The organism is Umezawaea sp. NPDC059074 (assembly GCF_042738955.1).
GTDB lineage: Bacteria > Actinomycetota > Actinomycetes > Mycobacteriales > Pseudonocardiaceae > Umezawaea.
The window spans coordinates 22,564-37,609 of record NZ_JBHYHC010000041.1; the positions used below are offsets into that span (position 1 = coordinate 22,564).

Annotated in this window: 13 protein-coding genes; 9 read left to right on the forward strand and 4 right to left on the reverse strand. The window is 70.0% G+C overall.

The features are described 5' to 3' along the window. Nucleotides 1–18: 18 nt before the first annotated feature. Entirely contained in the window at nt 19–999 is a 981-nt protein-coding gene (locus ACFWW9_RS20040; RefSeq protein WP_390379635.1) for a TerC family protein, read from the reverse strand. A 769-nt stretch (nt 1,000–1,768) separates the two neighbouring features. On the opposite strand from ACFWW9_RS20040, the gene ACFWW9_RS20045 reads away from it, so the two are divergent. Then, nucleotides 1,769–2,530, forward strand: a complete 762-nt coding sequence (locus ACFWW9_RS20045) for an MHYT domain-containing protein (RefSeq protein WP_390379638.1) — start codon at nt 1,769–1,771, stop codon at nt 2,528–2,530. Nucleotides 2,531–2,588: 58 nt separating this feature from the next. On the opposite strand, the gene ACFWW9_RS20050 is transcribed toward ACFWW9_RS20045, so the two are convergent. Beyond that, nucleotides 2,589–4,106: an MDR family MFS transporter gene (locus tag ACFWW9_RS20050; protein WP_390379641.1), complete on the reverse strand. Its 1,518-nt coding sequence runs from the start codon at nt 4,104–4,106 to the stop codon at nt 2,589–2,591. Nucleotides 4,107–4,291: 185 nt separating this feature from the next. Between ACFWW9_RS20050 and ACFWW9_RS20055 the strand changes: the two genes are divergently transcribed. The 8 genes from ACFWW9_RS20055 to ACFWW9_RS20090 all read left to right on the forward strand — a co-directional run bounded on the left by ACFWW9_RS20055 (nt 4,292) and on the right by ACFWW9_RS20090 (nt 13,803). After that, nucleotides 4,292–5,281 (forward strand): LacI family DNA-binding transcriptional regulator, encoded by a 990-nt coding sequence (locus ACFWW9_RS20055; RefSeq protein ID WP_390379771.1) that lies wholly within the window; start codon nt 4,292–4,294, stop codon nt 5,279–5,281. A 148-nt stretch (nt 5,282–5,429) separates the two neighbouring features. After that, nucleotides 5,430–7,106, forward strand: coding sequence for a ribulokinase (araB, locus tag ACFWW9_RS20060; protein ID WP_390379644.1), 1,677 nt, complete (start codon nt 5,430–5,432; stop codon nt 7,104–7,106). Further along, a complete protein-coding gene (locus ACFWW9_RS20065; RefSeq protein ID WP_390379647.1) occupies nt 7,106–7,771 on the forward strand; it encodes an L-ribulose-5-phosphate 4-epimerase in 666 nt (221 codons plus the stop codon). Before araB ends, ACFWW9_RS20065 begins: the two co-directional genes overlap by 1 nt. 28 nt (nt 7,772–7,799) lie before the next feature. Then, nucleotides 7,800–9,308 carry an L-arabinose isomerase gene (araA, locus tag ACFWW9_RS20070; RefSeq protein WP_390379650.1) on the forward strand — a complete coding sequence of 503 codons (1,509 nt, stop codon included), beginning with the start codon at nt 7,800–7,802 and terminating at the stop codon, nt 9,306–9,308. Nucleotides 9,309–9,336: 28 nt separating this feature from the next. Next, a complete protein-coding gene (chvE, locus tag ACFWW9_RS20075; protein ID WP_390379653.1) occupies nt 9,337–10,464 on the forward strand; it encodes a multiple monosaccharide ABC transporter substrate-binding protein in 1,128 nt (375 codons plus the stop codon). A 49-nt stretch (nt 10,465–10,513) separates the two neighbouring features. Next, nucleotides 10,514–12,043, forward strand: a complete 1,530-nt coding sequence (gene mmsA, locus ACFWW9_RS20080; protein WP_390379656.1) for a multiple monosaccharide ABC transporter ATP-binding protein — start codon at nt 10,514–10,516, stop codon at nt 12,041–12,043. Between the two features lie 4 nt (nt 12,044–12,047). After that, nucleotides 12,048–13,283, forward strand: coding sequence for a multiple monosaccharide ABC transporter permease (gene mmsB, locus ACFWW9_RS20085; RefSeq protein WP_390379659.1), 1,236 nt, complete (start codon nt 12,048–12,050; stop codon nt 13,281–13,283). Nucleotides 13,284–13,323: 40 nt separating this feature from the next. Further along, the gene (locus ACFWW9_RS20090) at nt 13,324–13,803 is read left to right on the forward strand and encodes a TspO/MBR family protein (RefSeq protein ID WP_390379661.1); all 480 of its coding nucleotides are present in this window, start codon (nt 13,324–13,326) and stop codon (nt 13,801–13,803) included. On the opposite strand, the gene ACFWW9_RS20095 is transcribed toward ACFWW9_RS20090, so the two are convergent. Together ACFWW9_RS20095 and ACFWW9_RS20100 are read right to left on the reverse strand one after the other, a co-directional pair. Continuing rightward, a complete protein-coding gene (locus ACFWW9_RS20095; protein WP_390379664.1) occupies nt 13,800–14,528 on the reverse strand; it encodes a hypothetical protein in 729 nt (242 codons plus the stop codon). The two genes, ACFWW9_RS20090 and ACFWW9_RS20095, sit on opposite strands and share 4 nt — an antisense overlap. Then, complete coding sequence (locus tag ACFWW9_RS20100; protein WP_390379667.1) at nt 14,525–15,031, reverse strand: SigE family RNA polymerase sigma factor; 507 nt, start codon at nt 15,029–15,031, stop codon at nt 14,525–14,527. The genes ACFWW9_RS20095 and ACFWW9_RS20100 overlap by 4 nt, the downstream gene beginning before the upstream one ends. Nucleotides 15,032–15,046 lie beyond the last annotated feature (15 nt).

Genomic DNA, 15,046 nt, shown 5'->3' on the forward strand with positions numbered 1-15,046 from the left:
CGGGAGGCGCGAGCGGGGTTACTTGGCCGAGGCCTCGTCGCGCTTGGACTTCACCAGGCTGGCGACCGTCGTGACCACGAGGATGCCGATGATCACCGGCAGGGAGACCTCGATGCCGATCGTCGGCACCGACAGCGGCTCACCGCTGTTGAGGAACGGCAGCGAGTTGGTGTGCAGCGCCTCGAGGATCAGCTTCACGCCGATGAACGCGAGGATCAGCGAGAGGCCGATCGACAGGTAGACCAGCTTGTTCAGCAGGCCGCCGAGCAGGAAGTACAGCTGCCGCAGGCCCATCAGGGCGAACGCGTTGGCCGTGAAGACGAGGAACGGCTCCTTGGTGAGGCCGAAGATCGCCGGGATCGAGTCGAGGGCGAACAGCAGGTCCGTCGTGCCGATCGCGACCATGACGATGAACATCGGGGTGACGAACCGCTTGCCGTCGATCCGGATGAACGACTTGGCGTCGTGGTAGCTGTCCGCCACCGGGAAGATCCGGCGGACGAACTTCAGCAGCGCGTTCTCCTTGAACTCCTCGTCCTCGTCGTGGCTCGTCCGCGCCAGCTTGTAGCCGGTGTAGATCAGGAACGCGCCGAAGAGGTAGAAGACCCAGCTGAACTGGGCGATCACCGCCGCGCCGACGGCGATGAAGATGCCGCGCATGACCAGCGCGATCAGGATGCCGATGAGCAGCACCCGGCCCTGGTGGATGGCGGGCACCTTGAACGTGTTCATGATGATCAGGAAGATGAACAGGTTGTCGATGCTCAGCGAGTACTCGGTGATGTACCCCGCGAAGAACTCGCCCGCGTGGACACCGCCCGAGAAGTACCAGATGCCGATCCCGAACAGGACGGCGACGCTGACGTAGAACGTCACCCACCGGCCCGCTTCGCCGAGCGAGACCTCGTGCGGCTTGCGGCCCACGAGTACCAGGTCCACGGCCAGCAGGAGCAGCAGACCCGCGATCGTCGCGAGCCACAACCACAGTGGAACAGACATCAGGACACCCTCCGGTTTTCGGCGCGCACACCTATGACCGGAGGTCTCCTCCGCCGGCTGCGACCGACCGGCGACACCGGGAGCCAAACGGAACTCCGTGCTGACGGCGTCGCCGCGTTGGGAGTACTCCCCTCCGCGAACCAGGACAGTGTCCCTTATGTCCCGTCCCCAGCGCCACACGGGGGCTCGGGCGCTCCCTGATCGTGTACTTCTCGCCCCGCGCATTTCGTGAGCTTCACGAAGAGTATTCGCCGGCGTGACGGACTAATCGGCGTGTCCGTCGGGTGTCCACGTCAACCGGCTTTGACGTGCGGCCTTGTCGACGTGGCCGCCGAGTGCCCGGCGAAAACGGCGGACGGGAAAGCAATTCGGGGATAACCGCGTTACCGCTGTTCCGGCCCTTGCGCGGAGTGCTCGGCTCGATACCGTCCGATATTAGGCCATTCGTGGTCAAGGTGAGTGATCGTCGGAAATCGTGCTACTCAGAGTTGATCGAAGGCTGCGGGAATCGACGGTTCTAGGGGTGCTCGGTGAATCGGTTCCGTTGCCCGTTCACCGTCGCTCGGTGCCCTGTCGGCTACCTGGGGTAGTCGAAATTGCCGGGATTATCTCGAATGGATTACGGCACCAGATGTTCGCTGGTGAATCGTCCGATAGGGGGTTACGAATTGAGACCTCGCCGCCGAGTGCCCGCCGATCGCGCGTCTCCCGCGCCGCGCACGCCGTCGGCGACTTCAGCCCGCCCCCAGTCCAAGGACCGGTGTTCTTTGTGAGCCACGATTCGATGCAGCACTTCTCCTCGGGGCTGTGGACCCCGCTGCTGGCGTACGCCATCTCGGTGATCGGGTCGTTGATCGGCCTGTCCTGCATGTCCAGGGCCAGGGCCGAGGTCGAACGCCGGTCCAAGCTCCTGTGGACGCTGTTCGGCGCGCTCGCCATCGGCGGCGTGGCGATCTGGCTGATGCACTTCATCGCCATGCTCGGCTTCGACGTCACCTCCGGCGTCGTCAAGTACTCCGCGCCGCTCACGGCCCTGTCCGCGCTGATCGCGGTGGTCGTGGTGGGCATCGGCCTCTCGATCGTGACCCTGTTCCGGGTGACCCCCGTGCGCCTCGTCGGCGCGGGCGTGCTCGCGGGCCTCGGCGTCGCGGGCATGCACTACATGGGCATGTCGGCGATCCGGTTCCAGGGCCAGTTGACCTACGACCTGGCGCTCGTCGGGGTGTCGTGCCTGATCGCCGTCGTCGCCGCCATCGCGGCCTTCTGGTTCACCCTCGTCGTCAAGACGACCCTCGCCCGCGTCGCCGCGGGCCTGGTGATGGGCGTCGCCGTGACCGGCATGCACTACACCGGCATGGCCGCCGTGAGCGTCGAGATGGACGCGACGATCCCCTCGCCGGTCGGCACCGACGTGTTCGACCTCGTGTTCCCGGTATTCGTGATCGGCGGACTCATCGTCGCGGTCCTGCTGTGGACGTTGTTCACCTCCGAGAACGACCCGCTCGGGGAAACCGCGGACAACGTCGGCTGAATCAGGATTCGAAACACCGGCGCGATTGCTCAATAGGCCAATCGCGCCGGGAACGACGTCAGACGAATTCGATTTCCTTCGTCCGGCGCGGCATCAGCAGAACGGCGAGAGTGCTGCACGCGGCGACCGCGACCATGGCGAGGAACACGTTGTGGGTCGCGTCGTCCAGCGCGCTCCGGACGAACGCCACGACCGGTGAGGCCGGATCGGCGTGGCCGCCCAGCACGATGCTCGTGGCGTCGACGCTGGGCGGCAGGTGGCCCGCCACGGCGGCGGGCGGCTCGGCGAACCGGTTCGCGAGGGTCGCGTTCGCGATCGCCCCGAACACCGCCACCCCGACGGCGCTGCCCAGCGAGCGGCTGAACATGTTCGTGGCGGTCACCACACCCCGCCGGTCCCAGCCGACGGTCGACTGCACGGCGATGACCGTGGGGCTCGACACGAGCCCGAGGCCGACGCCCATCACGAACGACCCGGCCGCGGCCTCCCACACGGCCGACTCCTGCGAGAGCAGGGCGATCAGGACCGCGCCGACGACCACGAAGCCGCTGCCGATCAGCGAGGTGTCCCGGAACCCGATCCGCATGTAGACCCGCCCGGACATCGCCGCCGAGATCGGCCACCCGAACGTCAGCGCGGCCAGCGCGAACCCCGCGACCAGCGCCCCCGTGCCGAGCACGCCCTCGACGAACGTCGGCAGGTACGAGGTCAGGCCCATCAGCAGCGCGCCGACCACCAGCGACGTCAGGTTGCCGCCGTTGAGCGTCCGGTGCGCGAACACCCACATCGGCAGGATCGGCTCGGCCACCCGGCGCTCCACCAGCACGAAAACCACCAGCACCGCGCCGCCCGCGCCGAACACCAGCAGGCTCTGCCACGACCCCCACGCCCACGCGACCCCGCCCTCGAGCAGACCGAGCAGCACCAGCGGCAGGCCGACGGTGAGCAGCGTGGCGCCGAGGTAGTCGACCTTGTGCACCTGCTTGACGACGTTCTCCTTGAACCGCAGCGCCAGGAACACCACCGCGATCGCGCCCAGCGGCACGTTGACGAAGAAGATCCACCGCCACGACAGGTAGTCGGAGAACACGCCGCCCAGCGCGGGCCCGATCAGCGACGCCACAGCCCACACGCTGGTCACGTAGCCCTGGACCTTCGCCCGCTCCTCCACGGTGTACAGGTCGCCGAGCATCGTGATGCTCATCGGCTGCACCGCGCCCGCGCCGATGCCCTGGAGGGCTCGGGCGGCGATCAGCACCGGCATGCTCCACGCCGCGCCGGACAGCACCGAGCCCAGGATGAACACGCCGATGCCGAAGAACATCACCGGCTTGCGGCCCACGATGTCCGCGAACTTCCCGTACAGCGGCACCGTGACGGCCTGGGTGAGCAGGTAGATCGAGAACAGCCACGGGAACTGCGAGAACCCGCCGAGGTCCTCCACGATGGACGGCACCGCCGTGGCGATGATCGTGCTGTCCAGCGCGACCAGCCCGGTGGTCAGCATCACCGCCAGCAGGACGGGACCGCGGTCCGAGCGGAGGCCCAGCTGCCTCCGGGTGAGCGGTGCCGTCATGCGCGTGTGCTCCCAACGTCCGGTGGGGGTGGCGGAAGCCACCCGGTAACTCCCAACACCGCCCTTCCCCCCGCCCATTCCGCCTCGGGGCGAACGTGGCGGAGGTCGCCGTGGTGCGCCGGACCGTCATTTGGCGATGTGATCGATAACATGAGCACGTGGACAAGGTGACGCGCGAGCCGGCGATGACCGACGTGGCACGCCTGGCGGGCGTGTCGCACCAGACCGTGTCGAGGGTGCTCAACGGGCACCCGAACGTGCGGGAGCAGACGCGCAACCGGGTGCGCGCGGCCATCTCCGAGCTGGGCTACCGGCCGAACCGGGCGGCGAAAGCCCTGGTCACAGGCCGGACGCAGGTGCTCGGCGTGGTGGCGCAGAACTCGACGCTCTACGGGCCCGCGTCGTTGCTGGTGGCGTTCGAGCACGCCGCCGCGGAGGCCGGGTTCACCGTGAGCGTGGGCAACGTCAGCGTGCTGGACCGGCACTCGATCGGCCGCGCGGTGGAGCAGCACCTGGACCAGCGGGTGGCCGGGATAGTGGTGATCGCGCCCGTGGCGTCGGCGAACGAGGCGCTCGACCACCTGCCCGCGGACGTGCCGCTGGTCACGATCGACGGCGATCCGGCCCGGCCGGCGGCGCTGGTCACGGTGGACCAGGCGGCGGGGGCGCGGGACGCGACGAGGTTCCTGCTCGAGGCCGGGCACTCGACGGTGTGGCACGTGTCCGGGCCGTCGGACTGGTTCGACGCCATCGGCCGCATCGAGGGCTGGCGGGCCGCGCTCGCCGAGGCGGGCGCGGAGGTGCCGCCGGTGATGGCGGCGGACTGGACCGCGGCCTCGGGGTACCGGGCGGGGCAGATGCTCGCGCGGATGCCCGACGTGACCGCCGTGTTCGCGGCGAACGACCACCTGGCGCTCGGCATCCTGCGCGCGATGAGCGAGCGCGGCAGGCGGGTGCCGGAGGACGTGAGCGTGGTCGGGTTCGACGACGTGCCGGAGGCGGCGTACTTCATCCCACCGCTGACCACGATCCGGCCGGACTTCGAGGCCGTGGCCAGGGCGACGCTCGGGATGCTGCTCGGGCAGATCGAGTCCGGCACGCCGACGACGACGCGGCACACGATCGCGCCGGAGCTGGTGGTGCGCGACAGCGTCGCGGCTCCCGGCGACCGTTGAGAACGCTCATCCCGCGCGGTCGCTGACCGGAACCCCTTCGCCGGCAACGTGTCCGGCGAGTTACCGAAACGTTGCTCCGTTCTGTTGACGGGCGGAATGTTAGCGATAACACTGCGTCGGACACGCTGTCGGACGAAGGTGTCTCACCATGGCGATCGATCCCCAGGACGCACTCGTGGTCGGAGTCGACTTCGGCACGCTGTCCGGCCGAGCCGTCGTGGTCCGGGTCCACGACGGGGCCGAGCTCGGCAGCGCGGTGCACGAGTACCGGCACGGCGTCGTCGACCGCGCCCTGCCGTCCACCGGCCGGGCGCTGCCGCCCGAGTGGGCGTTGCAGGTGCCGTCCGACTACGTCGACGTGCTGCGCGAGGCGATCCCCGGCGCGCTGGCCGCCGCGGGCGTCGACCCGGCCCACGTCGTCGGGGTCGGCACCGACTTCACCGCGTGCACGATGGTGCCCACCACGGCCGACGGCACGCCGCTCTCGGAGCTGCCGGAGTTCGCCGGGAGCCCGCACGCCTACGTGAAGCTGTGGAAGCACCACGCCGCGCAGGGCCAGGCGGACCGGATCAACGAGCTGGCCCGCGAGCGCAAGGAGCCGTGGCTGCCGCGCTACGGCGGCCTGATCTCCTCGGAGTGGGAGTTCGCCAAGGGCCTGCAACTCCTGGAGGAGGCCCCCGAGGTCTACGCGGCGATGGACCGCTGGGTCGAGGCCGCCGACTGGATCGTCTGGCGGCTCACCGGGACCTACGTCCGCAACGCGTGTTCGGCCGGCTACAAGGGGATCCGCCAGGACGGCGCGTACCCGACGCCGGAGTTCCTGCGCGAGCTGCACCCCGGCTTCGAGGGGTTCGTCACCGACAAGCTGGACCACGAGATCGGCGCGCTCGGCGACCGCGCGGGCGGGCTGTCCGCCGAGGCCGCCGCGTGGACCGGCCTCCCCGAGGGGATCGCGGTCGCCGTCGGCAACGTCGACGCGCACGTCACCGCTCCCGCCGCGAACGCCGTCGAGCCCGGTCGGATGGTCGCGATCATGGGCACCTCCACCTGCCACGTGCTGTCCGGCGCGGAGCTGCGCGAGGTGCCGGGGATGTGCGGCGTCGTGGACGGCGGGATCGTGCCGGGCCTGTGGGGCTACGAGGCCGGGCAGTCCGGCGTCGGCGACATCTTCGCCTGGTTCGTCGACCACAACGTGCCCGCCGAGTACCGGGACCGCGCGGCCGAGCGCGGCATCTCGGTGCACGACCTGCTCACGGAACTGGCCGCGCGGCAGGAGATCGGCGAGCACGGCCTGATCGCCCTGGACTGGCACAGCGGCAACCGCTCGGTGCTGGTCGACCACGAGCTGAGCGGCTTGGTCGTCGGGCAGACGCTCGCCACCCGCGCCGAGGACACCTACCGCGCCCTGTTCGAGGCGACCGCCTTCGGCACCAAGGCGATCGTGGACGCGTTCGTCGCGTCCGGGGTCCCGGTGACCGAGCTGATCGTCGCGGGCGGCCTGCTGCGCAACGAACTCCTCATGCGGATCTACGCCGACGTCACGGGCCTGCCGCTGTCGGTGATCGGCTCCGAGCAGGGGCCCGCGCTGGGGTCGGCGATCCACGCCGCCGTGGCCGCGGGCGCGTACCCGGACATCCGCGCGGCCGCCGCCGCCATGGGCTCCGTCCGCCGGGGCGTCTACCAGCCGATCCCGGCGAACGTCGAGGCCTACCAGGCGCTCTACGCCGACTACGTCGAGCTGCACGACCACTTCGGTCGCGGCCGCAACGACGTCATGCACCGGCTGAAGGCGCGCAAGCGCGCCGCGACCGAGGGGAAGAGCTGATGTCGGTTCGACAGGCCGTCGAGGACCTGCGCCGGACGGTCGCCGACCTGCACGGGGAGCTCACCAGGTACGGCCTGGTGATGTGGACCGCTGGCAACGTGTCGGCGCGGGTGCCCGGCGAGGACCTGATGGTGATCAAGCCGTCGGGCGTGTCCTACGACGAGCTGACGGCGGCGGCGATCGTCGTCACCGACCTGCACGGCGAACTGGTGGAGGGCGACTTCGCGCCCTCGTCGGACACCGCGGCCCACGGGTACGTGTACCGGCACCTGCCCGAGGTCGGCGGCGTCGTGCACACGCACTCGCCCTACGCCACGGCGTGGGCCGCGCGCGGCGAGCCGATCCCGTGCGTGCTGACGATGATGGCCGACGAGTTCGGCGGCGAGATCCCGGTCGGGCCGTTCGCGATGATCGGCGACGACTCCATCGGCCGCGGCATCGTGGACACGTTGCGGGACAGCCGATCCCCGGCCGTGCTGATGCGCAACCACGGCCCGTTCACCGTCGGCGTCGACGCCCGCGCCGCGGTGAAGGCCGCCGTGATGGTCGAGGACGTCGCCCGCACCGTCCACCTCGCCCACCAGCTCGGGAAGCCGGGCGACCTGGCGCAGGACGACATCGACCGCCTGCACGTCCGCTACCAGACCGTCTACGGCCAGGCCTGAGCCCGTGGAGCCACGAGGAGAACGCCCGATGTCGAAACCCCAGCTGTGGTTCCTCACCGGCAGCCAGCACCTGTACGGGCCCGAGACGCTCGACCAGGTGGCGAGCCAGTCGCAGCAGATCCAGCGCACGCTGACCGCGTCGGGGCGGATCTCCGCGGAGATCGTCTGGAAGCCGGTGCTCACCGACTCGACCGCCATCCGCGACGTCATGCTGGCGGCCAACGCGGACCCGTCCTGCGTCGGCGTGCTGGCCTGGATGCACACGTTCTCGCCCGCCAAGATGTGGATCACCGGGCTGGACGTGCTGCGCAAACCCCTGCTGCACCTGCACACCCAGCTCAACTCGGCGCTGCCGTGGCAGTCCATCGACATGGACTTCATGAACCTCAACCAGGCCGCGCACGGCGACCGCGAGTTCGGGTTCATCCAGACCCGGCTCGGGGTGGCGCGCAAGACCGTGGCCGGGCACGCGTCCGATCCCGCGCTGGCGGAGCGGATCGACGGCTGGGCGCGGGCCGCGACCGGCCAGAACCACCTGCGGGGCCTCAAGCTGGCGCGGTTCGGCGACAACATGCGGGACGTCGCCGTGACCGAGGGCGACAAGGTCGAGGCCGAGCTGCGGTTCGGCGTCTCGGTGAACACCTACGGCGTCAACGACCTGGTGGCCGTGGTCGACGAGGTGTCGGACGAGGCGGTCTCCGTGCTGGTCGCGGAGTACGCCGACGCCTACGACCTCGCGCCGGAACTGGCCAGGGGAGCGGAGCGGCACGAGTCGCTGCGCTACGCCGCCCGCATCGAGCTGGGGATGCGGCAGTTCCTCACCGACGGCGGGTTCGGCGCGTTCACCACGAACTTCGAGGACCTCGGCGGCCTGCGCCAGCTGCCGGGACTGGCCGTGCAGCGGCTGATGGCCGACGGCTACGGCTTCGGCGGCGAGGGCGACTGGAAGACCTCGGCGCTGCTGGCCGCGGTGAAGGCGATGGGCGCGGGCACCGGCCGCGGCACGTCGTTCATGGAGGACTACACCTACCACTTCGGCCCCGGCGAGCCGAAGATCCTCGGCGCGCACATGCTCGAGGTGTGCCCGAGCATCGCGGCCGACCGGCCGTCGTGCGAGATCCACCCGCTCGGCATCGGCGGCCGCGAGGACCCCGTCCGCCTGGTGTTCGACGCGACGCCCGGCGACGGCGTCGTGGTCGGCCTGTCCGACCTGGGCGACCGGTTCCGCCTGGTGGCCAACGAGATCGAGGTCGTGCCGCCGGACGAGCCGCTGCCCAACCTGCCCGTGGCGCGCGCCGTGTGGAAGCCCGCGCCCGCGCTGTCCACCTCGGCCGAGTCGTGGCTCACGGCGGGCGGCCCGCACCACACCGTGCTGACCCAGGCCGTCGGCGCGGAGGTGCTGCGGGACTTCGCGCACATGGCGCACACCGAGCTCGTGGTCATCGACGGGGCGACCACGACGGCGGACTTCGGGGACCGCCTCCGCTGGAACCAGGCCTACTACCGACTCGCCCAGGGCTTGCCCGGCTGGCGATAGCACGTTCCGAACCCGACAGGAGAGAACGATGAAGTTCACCCGTTTCGTCGCGGTGGGAGGCGCCTTCGCGCTCGCCGCCGCACTGAGCGCCTGCGGCTCGTCGACCAAGACGGTCGACCAGCAGGCGGAGGCCGGGTCCGGTGCGGGCTCGCTGGTCGGCGTGACCATGCCGACCAAGTCGTCCGAGCGCTGGATCCACGACGGCGACAACATCAAGGCGGCGCTGGAGAAGCAGGGCTACCAGGTCGACCTGCAGTACGCGGAGAACGACATCCCGACGCAGGTCAACCAGATCGAGAACCAGATCACCAAGGGCGCCAAGGCGTTGATCGTCGCCTCCATCGACGGCACGGCCATCACCACGCAACTCCAGGAGGCCGCGGACAAGAAGATCCCGGTCATCGCCTACGACCGGCTGATCCGCAACAGCCCCAACGTCGACTACTACGCCACGTTCGACAACGCCAAGGTCGGCGTCGAGCAGGCGACGTCGCTGCTGGTCGGGCTGGGCCTGAAGAAGGCCGACGGCTCCGAGGGCGACGCCAAGGGCCCGTTCAACATCGAGCTGTTCGCCGGCTCCCCGGACGACAACAACGCCACGTTCTTCTTCAACGGCGCGATGTCCGTCCTCCAGCCGTACCTGGACAAGGGCACGCTGGTCGTGAAGAGCAACCAGAAGGACTTCAAGACCGTCGCGATCCTGCGCTGGGACCCGGCCACCGCGCAGAAGCGGATGGAGGACGTCCTCACGTCCAGCTACGGCGGCGGCGCGCTCGTGCAAGGCGTGCTCTCGCCGTACGACGGCCTGTCCATCGGCATCCTGTCGGCGTTGAAGAGCAACGGCTACGGCAGCGGCACCCAGCCCTACCCGATCGTCACCGGGCAGGACGCCGAGGTCGCCTCGGTGAAGTCGATCATCGCCGGTGAGCAGTACTCCACGGTCTACAAGGACACCCGCGAACTGGCCGCCGTGACGGTGAAGATGGCCGACGCGCTGCTCAAGGGCGGCAAGCCGGAGGTCAACAACACCAAGGACTACGACAACGGCAAGAAGGTCGTGCCGTCGTTCCTGCTCCAGCCGGTCACCGTCGACAAGGCCAACTACCAGAAGGTCCTCATCGACTCCGGCTACTACACCGCAGACCAGATCAAGTAGTCGTCACGCCGGGCTCCCCCGCGGGGGAGCCCGGCCCGTGGAGGGACCGATGGCAGACGACATCCTGCTCATGCGGGGGATCACGAAGACCTTTCCCGGCGTCAAGGCGCTCCAGGACGTCGCGCTGTCCGTGCGGCGCGGGGAGATCCACGCGATCTGCGGGGAGAACGGCGCGGGCAAGTCGACGCTGATGAAGGTGCTGTCCGGGGTGTACCCGCACGGGTCCTACGACGGCGAGATCACCTTCGACGGCGAGCCGTGCGCGTTCTCCGGCATCCACGACAGCGAGCGCCGCGGGATCGTGATCATCCACCAGGAGCTGGCGCTGTGCGCGCAGCTCTCGATCGCGGAGAACCTGTTCCTGGGCAACGAGCTGTCCCACCGCGGCCTGATCGACTGGAACCGCACCAACCACGCGGCGGCCGCGCTGCTGGAGCGGGTCGGCCTGCGGGAGAACCCGACCACGCCGGTGCTCGACCTCGGCGTGGGCAAGCAGCAGCTCGTGGAGATCGCGAAGGCGCTGTCCAAGGAGGTGCGGCTGCTGATCCTGGACGAGCCGACCGCGGCGCTGAACGACGAGGACTCCGCGCACCTGCTCGACCTGCTGCGCGGCCTGCGCGAGCAGGGCATCACCTGCGTGATCATCTCGCACAAGCTCAACGAGATCGCCGCCATCGCCGACTCCACCACGATCCTGCGCGACGGCAGGACGATCGAGACGCTGGACATGGCGGCCGACGACGTGACCGAGGCGCGGATCATCTCCGGCATGGTCGGCCGCGACCTGTCCGACCGCTTCCCGCCGCACGAGCCGAACATCGGCGACGAGGTGCTGCGGATCGAGGACTGGACCGTGCACAGCCCCACGCAGCGCGGCCGGGTCGTGGTGAAGGACGCGAACCTCGTGCTGCGGCGCGGGGAGATCGTCGGACTGGCCGGGCTGATGGGCGCGGGCCGCACGGAGCTGGCCATGAGCGTGTTCGGCCGGTCCTACGGCGTCGACATCTCCGGCCGGGTCGTCAAGGACGGTAAGGAGATCGACGTCCGCACGGTCCGCGACGCCATCCGCAACGGCATCGCCTACGTGACCGAGGACCGCAAGCGCTACGGCCTCAACCTCATCGAGGACGTCAAGCGCAACATCTCCGCCGTGGGGCTCGCGAAGCTCGCCAAGCGCGGGTGGGTGCACGAGAACGAGGAGCAGCGCGTCGCCGAGGAGTTCCGGCGGAGCATGAACATCAAGGCCCCCAGCGTGGCCACGACGACGGGCACGCTCAGCGGCGGCAACCAGCAGAAGGTCGTCCTGTCGAAGTGGATCTTCACCGACCCGGACGTGCTGATCCTGGACGAGCCGACGCGCGGCATCGACGTCGGCGCCAAGTACGAGATCTACACGATCATCAACAAGCTCGCGGACGAGGGCAAGGCGGTGCTGGTGATCTCCTCGGAGCTGCCCGAGCTGCTCGGCCTGTGCGACCGCGTCTACGCCCTGTCGGCCGGGCGGATCACCGGCGAGGTCGACCGCGCCGACGCGACCCAGGAACGCCTCATGCACTTCATGACCAAGGGACAGGAGTAGCGCCATGACCAGCACCGCGCCCACGGACGCCGAAGTCCCGGTCGAGGTCTACCGGGGACCGGCGCGGCGCCGGTTCTCGATCAACCCCCGGCAGAGCGGCATCTACGTCGCGTTCGGGCTGATCGTCGTGCTGTTCACCATCCTCACGGACGGCGCGCTGCTCCAGCCGCAGAACATCTCCAACATCATCGTGCAGAACTCGTACGTGCTGATACTGGCCATCGGGATGATCCTGATCATCATCGCGGGCCACATCGACCTGTCCGCCGGGTCCGTGGTGGCGCTGACCGGCGCGATCTGCGCGGTGCTGACGGTGAACATGGGCGTCCCGTGGCCGCTCGCCGTGCTGATCACGCTGGTCGCGGGCGGCGTGATCGGGGCGTGGCAGGGCTACTGGGTCGCCTACTTCGGCATCCCGGCGTTCATCGTCACGCTGGCCGGGATGCTGGTGTTCCGCGCGCTGACGCTGACGGTGCTGGGCAACCAGGGCATCGGCCCGTTCCCGGACCAGATCCGGACGCTGTCCAACGGGTTCGTCGACGGCGTGCTCGGCAACGTCGGCCTCGGGCCGCTGGGCGGCGCGGACCTGCTGACCCTGCTGGTCGGGGTGCTCGTCGTCGCGGGGATCGCGTTCACCCAGTGGCGCTCGCGGCAGGGCCGGATCGGCTACGGCCAGACCGTGGACCCGTTCCCGGTGTTCGTGGCCCGGATCGTCGCCGCCGCGCTGGTCGTGCTCGCCGTCGTCGTGCAGCTCGCCCGGTTCAAGAACCTGCCGTGGGTGCTGGTGCTGCTGGCCCTGCTGGTCCTGGGCTACTCGCTGCTGGCCAACCGGGCGGTGTTCGGCCGCCGCATCTACGCCGTCGGCGGCAACCTCCAGGCGGCCACGCTGTCCGGCGTGAAGGTCAAGTCCGTCACGTTCTGGATCTTCGTCAACATGGGCGTGCTGGCCGCGCTCGCGGGCGTGATCTTCGCGGGCAGGCTCAACCAGGCCGGTCCCACCGCGGGCAACGCGTTCGAGCTGGACGCCATCGCGGCGGCGTTCATCGGCGGCGCGGCCGTGCAGGGCGGTGTCGGCAAGGTCGTCGGGGCCATCACCGGCGGCCTGATCATGGCGGTCATCAACAACGGGATGTCGCTGATCGGCGCGCCCAGCGAACGGGTGATGCTGGTCAAGGGTCTCGTGCTGCTCGCGGCCGTGGCCTACGACGTCTGGACGAAGCGGCGGTCCGGGGCGCGCTAGCCGTCGTGCGGGACGGCGGGCGCGCGCTTACGGTCGGGTGATGACCGATTTGTCGGCTCGACGCACGCACCCGATCGCCGGGCTCGCCGTCTTCGTGGTGGCCGTCGCCGCGGTCGCGGTGATCGGCTCGCTGTCGGCGGTCTCGGCCGCCTCGGACTACGCGGCGCTCCAACGGCCGTCGTGGGCCCCGCCCTCCTGGCTGTTCGGTCCGGTGTGGACGGTCCTCTACGTGATGATCGCCTTCGCGGGCTGGCTGGCGTGGCGGGCGGGGGCGCGGCGGTCGTTGGCGCTGTTCGGCCTCCAGCTCGTGCTGAACGCCCTCTGGACGCCGCTGTTCTTCGCCGGTGGGCGGTTCGGGCTCGCGCTGGTGGACATCGTGCTGCTGCTGGCGAGCATCGTCGCGCTCGTCGTCGTGTTCGCCCGCCGCAGCGGGCTCGCGGCCGGACTGCTCGTGCCGTACCTGCTGTGGGTCGGGTTCGCGACCGCCCTCAACGCGAGCATCTGGGCGGCGAACGGCTAGTACGGCAGGAGCTGCCCGTCCGCGTCGTAGGCGTTCAGCCGGAACGAGTCCTGCGCGCCGGGGACGAACTCGCCGGGGCCGAACCAGAAGATCGTGATGTTGCCGTCCGCGCTCCACTTCTCGGTCCGGGCGGCGACGATCTCCCGGTCGTTCAGCTCCAGCAGGATCTTCCGCACCGGTCCCTCGTAGTACCCGTAGAGCTGGACCGGGCCCTCGTCGCGGGTCGTCACCGAGTGGAAGCCCTCCCAGTGGCCCGCCGCCCCGGTGGTCTGCAACGGCGTGACCTGGCCCAGCCCCCTGGTGCCCAGCGTCAGGCCGTAGCCGGTGCCGTCGACCGTGACCTTCCGGTCCTTCGGGGCGACGGTGGCGTCCGCCCTCGAGGGGTAGACCGGCTGGCGGTAGCCCGCGACGAAGTAGAGGACCTGGTTGTCGTACCCGGTCATCACGACGCCGCCCGCCGGGACCGACGTCGGGTCCGGCTCGCTCGCCGCCGTGATGGTGATGGACGGCTGCTCCGGGACGGCCGCCGGGGCCAGCACCTGGGGGAGCACGAACACCGCGACCAGCAGGGCCGCCGTGCCGGTGACCACGCCGCCGCCGGTCAGGACCCTGCGCCGGGTGCGGATCCTCCGGCCGGAGGCCATCACCGCCGCGATGTCGATCGAGCCCGGCTCCCGCTCCGGGGACCCGTGCAGGGCCGAGCGCAACGCGTCCAGGTCTCTCATCGGTCCTCCCCGGTGATCAGCGCCGCGGGCGCCATGCTGATCCTCAGCTTGGCCAGCGCGCGCGAGTTCGTGCTCTTCACGGTGCCCAGCGACACCTTCAGCTCCGCCGCCACCTCGGCCTCCGGCAGGTCGAGGTAGTGGCGCAGGACGATGATCGCGCGTTCCCGCGCGGTCAGCCGACCCAGCACCTCCATCAGCCACTCCTGCTGCGCGTGGTCGTCGGTGAAGTCGCCGACCGCCGGGCGGTCCGGGAAGACCTCCTGCACGTGCTCCTTGATGGGGCGGCGCCAGCGGTCGATGGTGAGGTTCGTCATGACCCGCCGGGTGTAGGCGTACGCGTCCTGCCCGCGCACCCGCGACCACGACGCGTAGGTCCGCGCCAGCGCCGTCTGCACGGCGTCCTCCGCCTGGTGCCGATCGCCGGTCAGCAGGTGCGCGGCGCGCAGCAGCCTGGCGGAATTCGCCTCCACGAACTCGACGAACTGGCGGTCGCCCCTGCTCACATGCCTCCTCCACGC